The 13,531-nt window shown below is 64.0% G+C and carries 12 protein-coding genes and 1 riboswitch; of the genes, 10 read left to right on the top strand and 2 right to left on the bottom strand.

The genetic code is table 11. From position 1 onward, the window contains the following. Window positions 1-2: 2 nt before the first annotated feature. Entirely contained in the window at window positions 3-1,067 is a 1,065-nt protein-coding gene (locus D9V28_RS10530) for a LacI family DNA-binding transcriptional regulator (protein WP_220700484.1), read from the bottom strand. Window positions 1,068-1,174: 107 nt separating this feature from the next. Here D9V28_RS10530 and D9V28_RS10525 point away from each other — a divergent pair, with 107 nt between their 5' ends. Then, window positions 1,175-3,655: a family 20 glycosylhydrolase gene (locus tag D9V28_RS10525; RefSeq protein WP_121659632.1), complete on the top strand. Its 2,481-nt coding sequence runs from the start codon at window positions 1,175-1,177 to the stop codon at window positions 3,653-3,655. A gap of 323 nt (window positions 3,656-3,978) precedes the next feature. Here the strand turns inward: D9V28_RS10525 and D9V28_RS10520 are convergent, their stop codons facing one another. Then, complete coding sequence (locus tag D9V28_RS10520) at window positions 3,979-4,302, bottom strand: DMT family transporter (protein ID WP_121659631.1); 324 nt, start codon at window positions 4,300-4,302, stop codon at window positions 3,979-3,981. Window positions 4,303-4,313: 11 nt separating this feature from the next. Further along, window positions 4,314-4,379, bottom strand: a riboswitch (guanidine-III (ykkC-III) riboswitch). 343 nt (window positions 4,380-4,722) lie between these two features. On the opposite strand from D9V28_RS10520, the gene D9V28_RS10515 reads away from it, so the two are divergent. The 9 genes from D9V28_RS10515 to D9V28_RS10475 are packed head-to-tail and all read left to right on the top strand — an operon-like array spanning window position 4,723 to window position 13,518. Further along, on the top strand, window positions 4,723-6,246 hold the full coding sequence (locus D9V28_RS10515; RefSeq protein WP_121659630.1) for a sugar transferase: 1,524 nt from the start codon (window positions 4,723-4,725) through the stop codon (window positions 6,244-6,246). A 2-nt stretch (window positions 6,247-6,248) separates the two neighbouring features. After that, the gene (locus tag D9V28_RS10510) at window positions 6,249-6,953 is read left to right on the top strand and encodes an acyltransferase (RefSeq protein ID WP_121659629.1); all 705 of its coding nucleotides are present in this window, start codon (window positions 6,249-6,251) and stop codon (window positions 6,951-6,953) included. Further along, window positions 6,950-7,651: a hypothetical protein gene (locus D9V28_RS10505; protein WP_121659628.1), complete on the top strand. Its 702-nt coding sequence runs from the start codon at window positions 6,950-6,952 to the stop codon at window positions 7,649-7,651. The genes D9V28_RS10510 and D9V28_RS10505 overlap by 4 nt, the downstream gene beginning before the upstream one ends. Window positions 7,652-7,667: 16 nt before the next feature. Then, on the top strand, window positions 7,668-8,945 hold the full coding sequence (locus D9V28_RS10500) for an MFS transporter (RefSeq protein WP_121659627.1): 1,278 nt from the start codon (window positions 7,668-7,670) through the stop codon (window positions 8,943-8,945). Next, window positions 8,942-9,958, top strand: coding sequence for a TolB family protein (locus D9V28_RS10495; RefSeq protein WP_121659626.1), 1,017 nt, complete (start codon window positions 8,942-8,944; stop codon window positions 9,956-9,958). Before D9V28_RS10500 ends, D9V28_RS10495 begins: the two co-directional genes overlap by 4 nt. Further along, window positions 9,955-10,806: a WecB/TagA/CpsF family glycosyltransferase gene (locus tag D9V28_RS10490; protein ID WP_121659625.1), complete on the top strand. Its 852-nt coding sequence runs from the start codon at window positions 9,955-9,957 to the stop codon at window positions 10,804-10,806. Before D9V28_RS10495 ends, D9V28_RS10490 begins: the two co-directional genes overlap by 4 nt. Then, complete coding sequence (locus D9V28_RS10485; protein ID WP_121659624.1) at window positions 10,803-11,780, top strand: glycosyltransferase family 2 protein; 978 nt, start codon at window positions 10,803-10,805, stop codon at window positions 11,778-11,780. The genes D9V28_RS10490 and D9V28_RS10485 overlap by 4 nt, the downstream gene beginning before the upstream one ends. After that, window positions 11,777-12,631, top strand: coding sequence for a glycosyltransferase family 2 protein (locus D9V28_RS10480; protein ID WP_183086493.1), 855 nt, complete (start codon window positions 11,777-11,779; stop codon window positions 12,629-12,631). Before D9V28_RS10485 ends, D9V28_RS10480 begins: the two co-directional genes overlap by 4 nt. Continuing rightward, a complete protein-coding gene (locus tag D9V28_RS10475) occupies window positions 12,628-13,518 on the top strand; it encodes a glycosyltransferase (protein ID WP_229727792.1) in 891 nt (296 codons plus the stop codon). The genes D9V28_RS10480 and D9V28_RS10475 overlap by 4 nt, the downstream gene beginning before the upstream one ends. Window positions 13,519-13,531 lie beyond the last annotated feature (13 nt).

Here is a 13,531-nt window from a genome sequence, read left to right as displayed (position 1 = left end):
CTTTATGCCCTTTTCCGGGCCGTCGACGAGCGGACAATCAGTTTCGGCCGAACGACAAGATTCAGAGTGGGGTCTTCCCGCTCGTCCAGGCGCGACATCACCGATGCCACCGCCGCTCGCCCCAGTTCGGCGAAAGGCTGCGCGATCGTGGTCAGCGCCGGCGTGCAGTACGCGGCCAGCCGAACATCATCGACGCCGACCACCGAGACATCTTCGGGAACGCGGCGTCCGGATTCGTGCAGGGCCCGAATCAGCCCAAAAGCCATTTCATCGCTGGCGACGAACACCGCCGTGACGTCTGAGCGGTCAGCGAGCCACCGTCCGGCCTGATAGCCGGACTCAGGGTCCCAGTCACCGTGGATCATCGGCGGCACCGTTAGCCCCGCGTCCGTCAGCACATCGCGCCAGCCCGCGGTTCGCTCGACGGCGTCAACCCAGTCGTTTGGCCCGGCGATGTGCCAGACGGTGCAATGCCCAAGCGACAGCAGGTGCTCGGTGGCCAGGCGCGCCACCTCGCGCTGGTCGACAGCGAGCGAACGAGCGGTGCGCACGGGTGAACCACCGATTGTCACGGTCGGCACCCGTTTGGTGATCTCCTCGATGCGCCTGTCCTGGGCGCGCAGCGGCACCGCCAGAATGATCGCCTCTGATCCCAGTTTCTCGAGGCGACGCAGCGCCGAGAGGATTGCGTCAACGTCGAGAGTGGAGATCTGCGCCCCCACAACGCTGTAGTCGGCCTCATCAGCGGCCCGCTCGATACTCGACTGCGTCATCGCGCCGGCGTACGATTCCGTGGCCATCGAAACGACACCGATCGTGCGGGTGCGCCCGGACGAAAGCGCCTGGGCCGCCGTGTTCATGCGATAGCCGAGCTGCTCGACCGCGTCGAGAACGCGGCGTCGCTTGTCGTCGGTGACGTAGGGGTGGTTTCGCAGAACCCGGGAAACGGTCTGGGTGGACACCCCGGCGACGCGAGCCACATCCGTCATCGCGGGCGGCCGCGAAACGCGGTTGTTGTGCGGGACCTCCGACACCCTGTGTTGCTCCTCCGCCTTGGCCCCCACCATTGACACAGCATAACGACCGCCCCTAGGTTATGGCTGCCGTATGTTATCGATGCCATACGACGTAGAGCCCGCTATCGGACAACGTCAGTCTGAGAGAGAAGGTCCACGTGAAGTCCTCCATTCCGAGCCGCACAGGACGGGTCCGAAAGCGGATCATTGCCGGCCTCACCGCTGCCGCGTTCGCCTTTGGAGGCCTCACAGCCGCCACCCCGGCGACCGCAGCCGTGACGATGCCCGCCGTCATCCCCTCGATTGACGGCTGGGCCGCAACGACGGGAACGTTCACCGCGGCTGACAATGTCCGAATCTCCGTCGCCACCGCGAACGAGCGGTTGACCTCCATCGCGGGCATTCTCCGCGACGAACTCGCCGTCGACTATCCCGCCGCGTCCGTCGGCTCGGGGGTCGCACCCGCTGGCGGTATCGAACTCCGGCTCGACGCCTCCCGTGCCGACCTCGGCGACGAGGGCTATGACCTCAAAATTGGAAGCAAAATCGTCATCACTGCGGCAAAGCCCGCTGGCGCGTTTTATGGCACACGGACCATCCTCCAGATGCTGACGCAGCAGGACTCCCTTCCCCAGGGTTCGCTCGTCGACGTGCCCGAGTACGTCGAACGCGGCGTCACCGTGTGCGCCTGTGTCATCAACATCTCGCCCGAGTTCATCGATCGCCTGATCGAGGAGATGGCGTTCCTGAAGCTCAATACGATGCTCGTCGAACTCAAGGTGAAGGTTGACGCCTACCCCGAGACGAATACCTGGTCGTACTACACGAAAGACGACATCGAGACCCTCGTCGAGAAGGCGAACGCGCACGGGATCGACGTTATCCCGGAGATCAACTCCCCTGGTCACATGGAGATTTGGCTGGAGAACCTGCCGGAACTCCAGCTCACCAACCAGAACACCGGGGTGAAGGACGAAGTCCGGATGGACATTACCCAGGATGCCGCCTTCAACTTCTACACGGACCTCATCGACGAGTATTCCGAGGTGTTCACCTCCGACTACTGGCACATGGGCGTCGATGAGTACATGCTCGGCAGCGGATACGCTAACTACCCGCAGATCAAGCGCTTCGCCGAAGCACAGTTCGGTGCGGGAGCGACCGAGAACGATGTCGTCGCCTGGTACGTCAACAAGGTCAACGACTACGTGAAGTCGCAGAACAAGAAGTTGCGCATTTGGAACGACGGCGTCATGACCACGAACCGTTTCGTCACCTTTGACACCGACATCATCGTCGAACACTGGAACCCATCGGGGTCGGCCGTGAAACCACAGCAGTTCCTCAACTGGGGCCACCAGATGTCGAACATCTCGAACTCGCTCTACATGGTGCGCGGAAGCTACGGCGTGAACAGCCAGCGGCTGTACGAACAGCGCTGGACTCCCGAGGTCTTCTACGACCAGACCATCACGAGCCGTGGTGACCAGATTCGGGGCGCACGGATGAGCATCTGGCCCGACGGCGGCACACCGAACGAGGCGGAGAATACGACAGAGCAGCGGATGTTCGAACCGCTTCGCTTCGTCGCCCAGGCGACCTGGTCCGGCTCTCACCCCTGGAGCACCTTCGCCCAGTTCCGCACGGCCATGGACACGATCGGACATTCCCCGCTGTGGGATGACGTCGTCCGTCAGCCGCTTGCCAATGGCACGTTCACGCTGACCGGTGCGGGCGGCGAGGGCGCACTCACGGCCGCCGCCGGGAATTCGCTTTCGGTCGCGGCTGGAGTCGGCGAGCGCCTGAACTTCACCCGAACCAATGACGGCTACTACACGATCCGTTCGTCGAACGGGCGATGCCTCGACCTCGCTCGAGACGGCACCATGCGCCTCGACGTTCCGGTGGAGATCGGTGCCAACGTCACGCTCAGCGCGTGCGCCACCACGACACTGCAAAAGTGGCAGGTACGCCAAGTCGCCGGTGGATACACCGTCGCCAACGCGGCGAGCCAGCAGTTCCTCTCGGTCTCGGCGGGGCTGGTCAACGTTCCTGTCGCCGGCGAGGGATTCAAGTCGGTACCGAACGGTCGCGTCGTCCAGACACCTGCCGACTGGGGAAAGACAGTGTGGCGGGCCACATCCACCGCCGGTGGCGCATGCTCGACCAACGACATCCGCCCGACCGCAATCAGCGGCGTATCCAGTGAACAGCTCACCGGCGAACCTGCGCCGAACGGGCCGGCCGCCGCCGCGATCGACGGCAACCCGGCGACATACTGGCACACCCGCTGGGCACCGGCCGCAGCGACTTTCCCGCACTCCATCGTCATCGACCTCGGGTCAGTGACGTCGACGTGTGGCCTGCTGTACACCGGGCGCACCAGCAGCGGTGACGGAGGCACCAACGGTCGCATCGCGAACTATGACGTATACGCGTCGACGACGGTATCAACGGTCGCCGGAGCGTGGGGCGGACCCATCGCGAGTGGGACCTTCCAGAACAACGCAACGGAGCAGCTCGCCGCGTTCCCGACGCAGAACGCGCGTTATCTCAAGCTCGTCGCCAAGACGGAGGTTCGCGGTAACCCGTGGGCATCGGTCGGTGAGCTTGCTGCAGCTCGTCCCACCGCGGGCTGACGGCACTCGCACACAAAATCACACGTTCACCCTGTGAACAGGGAGGGCCCCGCTACATGCGGGGCCCTCCGTGCGTGCACGGACGTATCACGGGCTCCCTGTCGACAAGAGCAGAGGCGGAGTTTATTTGAACGCGACGATCGCTGCGTCGTCGAACCGCTGCCAGCGCCGTCAGTAGACCTCGCGGAAACTGCCAATGACGGTGATCGTCTTGGCGCCGTTGTGATGGGGTTCTTTCTGCTCCTGGCCGGTACTGGAGTCATCCCGTTCCGTCGCAACAGCGCTCACCGCATTTGACGCAGCCGACCGCGATCGAGCACTCGCTAGTGGCTGTCGTCGACGAGTTTGAGCCCGACGATGCAGCCGATCAATCCGAGCAGCAAGAGGACTTTGACCCACGAAACGCTGGTGTCGCCGGTGAACATCGACCACGCGACAGTCAATGATGCTCCGATCCCGACCCAGACGGCATAGGCAGTCCCGATGGGAATGTCCTTCATCGCCCAGGCGAGGCCGCCCATGCTGAGGACGAGTGCGCCGCCGAAGATCACCGACGGCCACAGCTTGGTGAATCCCTCGGATTTGCCAAGCGCGGTTGCCCAAACGGCTTCGAGGACGCCGGACGCAATAAGAATGACCCATGACATGATTGCCTGCTTCTGGCCAGTCTTGTCGCAGTCCGGGTACTGATCCCTCGTCCGGGGCCGGCGGGTAGCCAACCTGAGTACAGCGTAGCGAAGCAACGTGGGCACACCCTGTGCGCCCCGCACCGTCGCTGCGCCCCGTCTCGCCACCCTCCATACCTGAACATGAGGATTCCTCACCCCTCTATCTGGGGGGAGGCGCGGCTGGCCTGCACCGCTACTGTCAATAGTGCACCAAACATGAGCCAACCTCGCATCTTGAATGCGAAATCTTCTTGCTGGGAATCCCGGCGCGCTTCGGCGCCCCGCCCCAGCGGCTTCCGGTGCGCCCAAACGGACCGGGGAGGACGCCATGACATCGAGCATCACGCGCGAGCCGGTGCCCACTCCCCCACACATCGACACTAACGAGCGCGGCAGGTCATGACTGAAGTCAAAACACGCATAGCCATTCCCGGACTCTCCCGCCCCCGCGTCCGCACTCGCATCGACTCCGAGGCGAGGGATCACACACTCCGCCAGGCGTCCGAACGGGTCTGGGCCCGCAACTATCGCCGCAAACTTCGCCTGACCGACATCGCCACCATTGTGCTCGCAGTGACGGTGGCGTTCTCGCTCCGCTTCGGCATCGAGGCGATCCCCACAAGCGCACGCATCGAGGACGCCCAGTACCTGCTTATCTCGGCGACGATCGTGATCTCGTGGTTGATCGCGCTCATCGTGTTCGGCGTTCACGACTCCCGAGTGATCGGTGTTGGCGCCAGCGAATACAAACGCATCATCAACGCAAGCGCGACAGCATTCGGCCTCCTGGCCATCGTCTTCCTCGTGCTCAAGGTCGACATCGCCAGGGGCTACTTCATGCTCGCCCTCCCGCTCGGCACCGTCAGCCTTCTCGGAGCGCACTGGCTCTGGCGCCGCTGGCTCATCTCCCAGCGCAGCTTTGACCACTACCTCTGCCGCGCTCTTGTCGTCGGGGAGCTCGACGACGTCGGTTACGTCATCCGCCAGATCCAGCAGAAATCCGGGGCGGGATACAACGTCGTCGGCGCCGTCGTCTCCAACACAGACGCTCACACGGTCAGCACAGGCACGAAGCCCGTCCCAGTTCTCGGCATGACCGACGTTGCCCAGGTGGCACGCAACGTCGGCGCCGACACGGTGATCATCGCTGGCCAACCCAAGGGCGGCGCCAGATTCATCCGCAATCTCGGCTGGCAACTCGAAGGAACGGCGACGGATCTTGTGCTTGCTTCCCAGTTGACGGATGTCGCTGGGCCGCGAATTCACTTCCGCCCGGTTGAGGGCCTCCCGCTCATTCACGTGGAAATCCCGCAGTTCGAGGGTGGCAAGCACGTTCTCAAGCGCGCTTTCGACATCGCATCGTCCGCGGCGGGAATCCTCGTCCTCACCCCCGTCTTCCTCCTCGTGGCCCTGTTCATCAAGCTCGACGACGGCGGACCGGTCTTCTTCACTCAGGAACGTGTCGGCCGCGGCCAGCGCACCTTCCGGATGGTGAAGTTCCGCTCAATGGTGACCACCGCCGAGAGCGACCTGGCGAAGCTAGCCGACAAGAACGACGGCAACGGTGTGCTGTTCAAGCTCAAGGCTGACCCACGCGTCACCCCCGTCGGGCGGGTCCTCCGCAAGTTCTCGATCGACGAGCTGCCGCAGCTCTGGAACGTGCTGCTCGGCGACATGAGCCTTGTCGGCCCGCGCCCGCCGCTCCCCCGCGAGGTAGAGGCATATGAGGACCACGTGCACCGCCGCCTGTACATCAAGCCAGGGCTCACCGGCATGTGGCAGGTCAACGGCCGGAGCGACCTCAGCTGGGACGAAAGCGTCCGGCTCGACCTCTATTACGTGGAGAACTGGTCACTCACCGGTGACCTGATGATCGTCTGGCGCACCGTCAAGGTGCTCCTCAAACCGGTTGGGGCGTACTGAACATGACCATTCCTTTTCCTGTGCACGAAGCATCCGATCGCCCGGGTCGCCCACCGCACATCGCTGACTCCGCCGACATCGATGGCCTCGCCCGCATCGGCGACGGCACCCAGGTCTGGCACCTGGCGCAGGTCCGCGAGCACGCGCAGATCGGTGCAGGCTGCATTCTCGGCCGCGGCTCGTACATCGGCCCTGGCGTCGTTCTCGGCGACAACTGCAAGGTGCAGAACTTCGCACAGATCTACGAACCCGCCGTTCTCGAGAACGGAGTTTTCGTCGGGCCAGCCGCCGTCTTCACCAACGACGTATTCCCGCGAGCCATCACCGTCGACGGCAAGCGCAAGAACGCTGACGACTGGGACGCCGTCGGCGTGACCGTGCGCACAGGCGCCTCCATCGGAGCGCGCGCCGTCTGCATCGCTCCGGTCACGATCGGTGCATGGGCGCTCGTTGCCGCCGGTGCCGTCGTCACCCAGGACGTGCCAGACCACGCACTGATGGTCGGGGTTCCCGCACGCCGCATCGGTTGGGTCGGCCGCGCCGGGGTGCCACTCGAACCCATCGGGGATGACCTGTTCCGCTGCCCGTCGACGGGGGAAGAATACCGCGAGCACAACGGAGTGCTTACGGCAATCCCCTCGCAGGCGGTAAGAACGGGTCATCTCCGGTCGGCTCATGCCCTGCCCCCCTCGAGGGCAGACGAATGACGGGCCGGGCCTCACGACTCGCACTCGTTGCGATCGTCACGACACTCGCCCTCGCTGTCGCCATCCTGGTGATCTCCACAGTGCTCGACACTCTTCCGGGGTCAGGATCGACCGCGAAGTCGCCGTCGAACTCCTCTGTTTCGAGCGAGAGCACAGCGGATGCCACGCCTGACGATGGCGAGGCTGAGTCACCGTCCGAATCCACCGAAGAGAACTCGGCAACCGAGGAGTCGGGAACCGGTGCACCGAGCGAACGGGAGTCGTCTGAAGTCATGCCTGCGCCGGACGGAAAATCCCCAATCGGGCTTCCTCCTTCGCCGCCGCTGCCCAACCTCGTGTCAACGCCGCTGCCTCCAACGGCGAGCGCAGCCGGTGGCCTCGTCGAAGGTTTTCCGGCCGCCGTTATTCCGTTGAACCCGAACACGGCTGTTCAGTCCAGCTCCGTGGCATCCGCTGAAAATCGACTTCAGGTCACACTCGCCGCGTCGACACCATCAGCCACAGACGCCGTCCTGGAGTTCTACCGGGTCAGCTTCGCCGCCCTTCACCTCGTTGACAGCGTCGCTCCTGCGGCGTCGGGATCGACGGCTCTTCTCTTCACTCGGGGCGGCCCAGACACCGTTCTTCTCACCGTGACACCCGACGGGTCAGGCGGAACAACCTACAGCGTCTTCGGCGCATTCACCGCAACGAAGTAGAGCGAAGCAAGGGGCTATGTACATCTCACTTTCCGACGCGAAGTCGGCGCAAAACACGCCTGAAACACCAGGAAAGCGACCGACGCAGTCGGCGACAACACGAGTGTCGTCTGTCGTGATCGCCCTCGGCATCGTCAGCATGTTCACGGACATCTCGACCGAATCGGTGTCTGCGATCCTGCCGTTGTACATCACCGGCGTGATCGGTCTCTCGACCGTGGCATACGGGGTGATCGACGGTCTCTACCAGGGCATCAGCGCCGTCGTGCGAATCGCAGGCGGATACGCGGCCGACCGGGGAGACCAGCCCAAATGGGTGGCGTTCTTCGGCTACGGTGTCTCGGCGGTTGCCCGTATCGGATTACTGTTCGCGAGTGGGTTCGCCGCACTCAGTGCCGTCGTCGCTGTGGACCGGCTGGGCAAGGGGGTGCGCACAGCTCCACGCGACGCGCTCATCACGGCTTCATCCGAGCCGGACAACCTGGCGCGCTCATTCGGCGTTCACCGGATGCTCGACACCGTCGGAGCCGCGATCGGCCCTCTGCTCGCGTTCGCCATCCTGTTCTTCATTCCGGACGGCTACAGCACAATCTTTGTGGTCTCGCTAGCCTTCGCCATCCTCGGCGTGATCATTCTCGGCATCGTCGTGCCGAACAAGCACCCGCGTGCCGAGCGCGCCACAGCCACAGCTGAACCGAAAGCGCGCTTTCGCTGGCGTGACCTCAACGATCGTCGGCTGCGTCGGCTCCTGCTCACTGCCGGCCTGCTCGGGCTTGTCACCGTCGGCGACGGGTTCATCTACCTCGTGCTGCAGAGCAAGAGCGGATTCGCGGCCGAGTACTTCCCCCTGCTTTACGTCGGGACAAACGTTGCCTTTCTCGCGCTCGCCATTCCCCTCGGCAGGTTCGCCGACCGCTTCGGTCGAGCGCGCGTCTTCATCCTCGGCCACGTCGCCCTGCTTGCTGCCTATGTCTGCGCGGCGGTTCCAGCGACCGGCTGGCAGCTGACGCTCGTCTGCCTGCTTCTGCTCGGGGCGTTCTACGCGGCGACAGACGGCATCCTCGCGGCGCTGGCTTCGCAGGCCACTCCCGTCGAGACACTGGCAAGCGGCATCGCGGCCGCGCAAACGGCCGTCGCCGTGTCCCGGCTGATCGCGTCCGTCGGCTTCGGCCTGTTGTGGTTCTCGCTCGGGCGAGACGCCGCGATGATCGTCGTGGCCTGCGGCCTTGCCGTGTTGATCCCGGTGACAGCATTCATCATGCGCGACTTCCTCAGGTCGGCGAGGCACGCATGACGTCGCGACGACAATGGCTCGCCCTCGCCATCGTGTCAGTACTCCTGCTCGGCGGAGCAGTGGCATACGGCGCGACGGCGTACGCGCGGTACCAGGCTCGTTCCGCAGCACCGAGCGACGTGCGCACGACGAACGCGCTCACGACCACCTCGGAGCCGCACATTGTGTTCCGAAACACCGCTCAGGGTCAGGGCTACGGCAAGGTGGCAACCGTCCCCGTCGAGGCCCCTTCGGCTGCGCGGGCCCTTACGGACCAGGCCTGTGACCGCGTCTATGCCACCGGCGAGGTGCTTTCGTGCCTGCGCATTCAGCGAGGCGTCCCGACCACATTTCGGGCCAGCGTTTTCGACAGGGCTGGAGCCGAGGTGGAATCGTGGCCGCTTCCTGGCATCCCGAGCCGAACGCGAATGTCGCAGGACGGTTCGCTCGTCGCAACCACGTCGTTCGTGACAGGACACTCATACGCGACGACCGGGTTCTCTACCGAAACCGTGGTGTCCCAGATCGGTGGCGAGAGCTTCGGCAACCTCGAGGACTTCGCCCTGTGGATTGACGGCGAGCACCTCACCGCCGCCGACCGCAATATCTGGGGCGTCACCTTCGCCGCAGACGACAACACGTTCTACGCGACAGCGGCATCGGGCGGACGGACCTGGCTCGTGAACGGCAACCTCGCCGAACGCACGCTGACGGCGATCACGAACAACGCCGAATGCCCCTCGCTCTCGCCAGACGGATCGCGGGTCGCCTACAAGAAAAACTCCGGAACACCGGATAACCCCCACTGGGGAATCGCAGTACTGAACCTGACAACCGAGGAGGAAGTCGTGCTTCCAGAAGTCAAGAATGTGGACGACCAGGTGGAATGGCTGGACGACTCAACGTTGCTGTACGGCCTGGCTCGCGAAGGTGCGGTCGGCGACAGCGACGTGTGGTCGATCGCCAGCGACGGCGCCACGGAGCCATCCCTGTTCATCGAGCACGCCTGGTCGCCATCGGTGGTGACCAAATGACTCTCGTGCCCGAACGCCGGATCACCCTCGGCGGGGTCCCCGTTGATGTAAGGGGATTCGACGAGGCTGTCGACCTCATCGCGTCACGCCCGCTCGCCCACGAGTCGACACCGCTTGCCGTCGCGTCGATCAACCTCGACCACATCCACCACTTCGGCACCGGATCGAAGTGGGGCCAACACCTCTCGGCCCAGTCCCCCCAGCCCACCGCGCATCCGACGGTGGAGTGGCTGAACCTGATCGATGGCGCACCAATCGCGGTGCGCGCTCGCCAGATCGTCGGCGAGGACTGCCCCCGGCTCGCGGGAAGCGACCTCATCACGCCCCTTCTCGATCGTGCCGAGCAAACCGGTGCCTCCGTCGGATTCCTCGGCGGCTCACTCGAGACGCAGGCTCTGCTGCGCGACTACCTTCGGCTCGCCCGCCCTGCGCTGCGCATTGCCGGATTCTGGTCCCCCTCGCGAGAGGAATTGTCGGATCCGGATGCCTGTGGCCGGATGAGCGAGGACATCAGCGCCGCGAAAACTGACATCCTCATCGTCGGACTGGGCAAACCGAGACAAGAACTGTGGATCGCCGAGTACGGACCTGCCACTCACGCCCAGGTCCTCCTTGCCTTCGGAGCCGTCGTCGATTTCCTGGCCGGGCGGGTTCGCCGCGCACCGCACTGGATTTCCGAGGCCGGGCTGGAGTGGGCATGGCGGCTCGTTCTCGAACCGCGCCGCCTTGCCCGTCGATACCTCGTTGAAGGGCCGAGTGCCCTGCTTCGCATCATGGCGTCGCGGGTCGAACCGGGTCTTCCTTTGACAACGGATGCCGCGTTGCCGGCGGTCGGAGGCGATACGTGACTCTCATCGAGGGTGCAGCTCAGCACGGTTTCACAGCCGGAGCCGCATTCGTTGGCCCGGACACCGCAGCTGAGGTTGCCGTCATCATCGTGACCTACAACAGCGCCGCCGACATCGACAGCCTGATTACGAGCCTCAGACGGGAGGCGAAACAGACCCGGCTTCGCGTGATCGTTGCCGATAATCACTCGGCCGATGGCACGCTGGAGATCGTCGGGTTGCACTCGGATGTCATCGGCTTCTCTACATCGGGCAACATCGGCTACGCCGCTGGAATCAACGCGGCCCGTCAACACCTTGGTGATGCCGAGTCCGTCCTCATCCTTAACCCGGACCTCGTGGTGGAACCCGGAGCGGTCCGTGCCCTGCTCGACCGCGTCGAATACTCAGCAGCGGGCGTCGTCGTCCCGCGCATTCTCGAAGATTCCGGCGCAACGTATGAGTCGCTGCGCCGCGAACCAACGTTGACCCGAGCCATCGGCGACGCACTTTTCGGCAGCAGGTTTACCTCCCGGCCCGGGTGGCTTTCCGAAATGGTCTACGACGAAGGCGCCAGCTACGGAACCGCTCATGTCGTGGAGTGGGCGACGGGTGCCGCTTTGCTCATTCGACGCGACGTGGCAGACCTCGTCGGGGGCTGGGACGAGCGCTTCTTTCTCTACTCAGAGGAGGTCGACTATTTCCGGCGGGTCCGTGACGCCGGAGAAGTGGTGTGGTTTGACCCGGAGGCCGTCGTCCGCCACAGCCAAGGCGGGTCAGGAACGTCGACCGCCCTCATGGCCCTCATGACCGTGAACCGTATCCGGTACATCGAGAAAGGGCACGGTGCCGTCTACACAGCCGCATACCGGGCCGCCGTCGTCCTGCATGAGCTGCTGCGTTCATATCAGCCGGCGCATCGAACGTCACTCGGCTTCGTCGCGAACAGGAAGACCTGGCGGTTCCTGCCCCGAGCGACAGGAGCGGTCGAGTGAAGCTGCTCACCTGTTTCCCGCCAGGGGCAATACTTATCCCGGCTCACAATGCTGCGCCGGTGATCGACCGCGCATTGCGCCGCCTCGCCCCCATCGCCGAACTCGGCACCGCAGAGATCTGCGTCATCTGCCACGGCTGCACCGATGACACCGCCGAGCGCGCACGCAAGTACGCCGGAGTCCACGTCATCGAACTTGAGACCGCGTCGAAAACCACTGCCCTCAACTCCGGTGACGTTTGGGCAACGCTGTGGCCGCGACTCTATCTCGACGCAGATATCGAAATCGACCCGGATGCCATCGCGCGCGTTTTCCAAACGCTCCAGGGTTCAATCCCTGCTGCGCGCCCGCTCTACCGTTACGACACGAGCGGGGCATCCGCGCTCGTTCGCGCCTACTACCGCGCCCGCCGCCGCATGCCGTCCACTCGTTTCGCCCTCTGGGGCGCCGGCGTCTATGCGATCAGCAAAGTGGGCCACGAGCGGTTCGATTCGTTCCCCACTGTGACGGCAGACGATCTCTTCGTTGACCATCTGTTCTCCGCGAACGAGAAACACATAGTGACGACAGTGCCCGTGCGCGTGCGCACACCCCTGACGACCGGGGCGCTCCTCACCATCCTGCGTCGCAACCATCGAGCTCTGGCCGAGATGCCTCACGCCTCGACATCAGTGTCTGCCAGCGAGATCGTGCTGAGCGTTCGCGGCCTCACCAGCGCGCTGGACGCTCTCGCTTACACCGTCCTGGCTGTGGCCTCCAGGGCCGCACTACCGGGACGACACCCGGGAACATCTGCTGAAACGGGCCGAAACGCGGGTACACGAATCGTGATGACAAGGAACACACAGTGACAGCAATACCCGACATCGACCATGTTCTTCTTACGAGGTTCAACGTTCCGTCGCCGGGTTCCGAACGGTTCATCCGGACCAAACCTGGCTGGCTCGAACAACGATCACTCCTCTTTGAGCAGTATTGCCTTCCATCGGTTCAACATCAGACAGTCAAGAACCTGCACTGGATCATCTATTTCGACCCGGAGAGCCCCGAGTGGTTCAAGGAGAGGGTGCACCAGTGGTCGGCCACCGGCGACTTCATACCGATCTACCGCAGCTCCGTGAGCCGGGAAGAGCTGATCGCTGATTTACGAAGCACAGTAGGCCGCAACAGGTCGCAACGGCTCCTCACCACGAACCTCGACAACGATGATGGGCTCGCAACGGATTTTGCCGCGCGATTACAACACGCCGCCGCGCACCCGCGAAGGACCGCACTGTATCTATCCGACGGGCTCATCATGGCGCGCGATCGCGCCTACCGTCGAGTGGACAGGGACAACGCCTTCTGTTCCGTCATCGAATCGTGGCAGGACCCAATCACGTGCTGGGCCGAGGCTCACAATATGCTCGGACAACTCATGCCCACCACTTCGATTGAGGGTGATCCGGCCTGGTTGCAAGTCGTTCATGGCAGAAACGTCAGCAACCGCGTCCTGGGGCGAATGGTGTCTCCTGAGCGGTTCATGCACCTGTTCCCTGGAATGCTGGATTCCCTGCCCTCCCCGACCGCAATGACGCTCCTCCGTGAGAACGTGGTCGCCGCCCCCGCGCGCTCGGCAGTCAACCTGATCCGGACGACGACTCGGAAAGTCGTTGTTCGGCTCTTCGGACGGAACGGGTTGAATCGGCTCAAGAACACTCTCGCTGCGTGGAAGAACGTTCGAACAGAAGCCAACTGAAACGGACAAAAGC

The organism is Mycetocola zhadangensis, from assembly GCF_003668565.1.
GTDB lineage: Bacteria > Actinomycetota > Actinomycetes > Actinomycetales > Microbacteriaceae > Mycetocola_A > Mycetocola_A zhadangensis.
The sequence above is the reverse complement of the archived record's forward strand: the minus strand, read 5'-3'. Positions and strand labels throughout refer to the sequence as shown.

Bases quoted from the DNA above. Each gene is read 5' to 3' on its own strand.
- D9V28_RS10520 (WP_121659631.1), bottom strand. From the start codon at position 4,302: ATGTCATGGGTCATTCTTATTGCGTCCGGCGTCCTCGAAGCCGTTTGG.
- D9V28_RS10510 (WP_121659629.1), top strand. From the start codon at position 6,249: ATGACCATTCCTTTTCCTGTGCACGAAGCATCCGATCGCCCGGGTCGC.
- D9V28_RS10530 (WP_220700484.1), bottom strand. From the start codon at position 1,067: ATGGTGGGGGCCAAGGCGGAGGAGCAACACAGGGTGTCGGAGGTCCCG.
- D9V28_RS10505 (WP_121659628.1), top strand. From the start codon at position 6,950: ATGACGGGCCGGGCCTCACGACTCGCACTCGTTGCGATCGTCACGACA.
- D9V28_RS10495 (WP_121659626.1), top strand. From the start codon at position 8,942: ATGACGTCGCGACGACAATGGCTCGCCCTCGCCATCGTGTCAGTACTC.
- D9V28_RS10500 (WP_121659627.1), top strand. From the start codon at position 7,668: ATGTACATCTCACTTTCCGACGCGAAGTCGGCGCAAAACACGCCTGAA.
- D9V28_RS10515 (WP_121659630.1), top strand. From the start codon at position 4,723: ATGACTGAAGTCAAAACACGCATAGCCATTCCCGGACTCTCCCGCCCC.
- D9V28_RS10490 (WP_121659625.1), top strand. From the start codon at position 9,955: ATGACTCTCGTGCCCGAACGCCGGATCACCCTCGGCGGGGTCCCCGTT.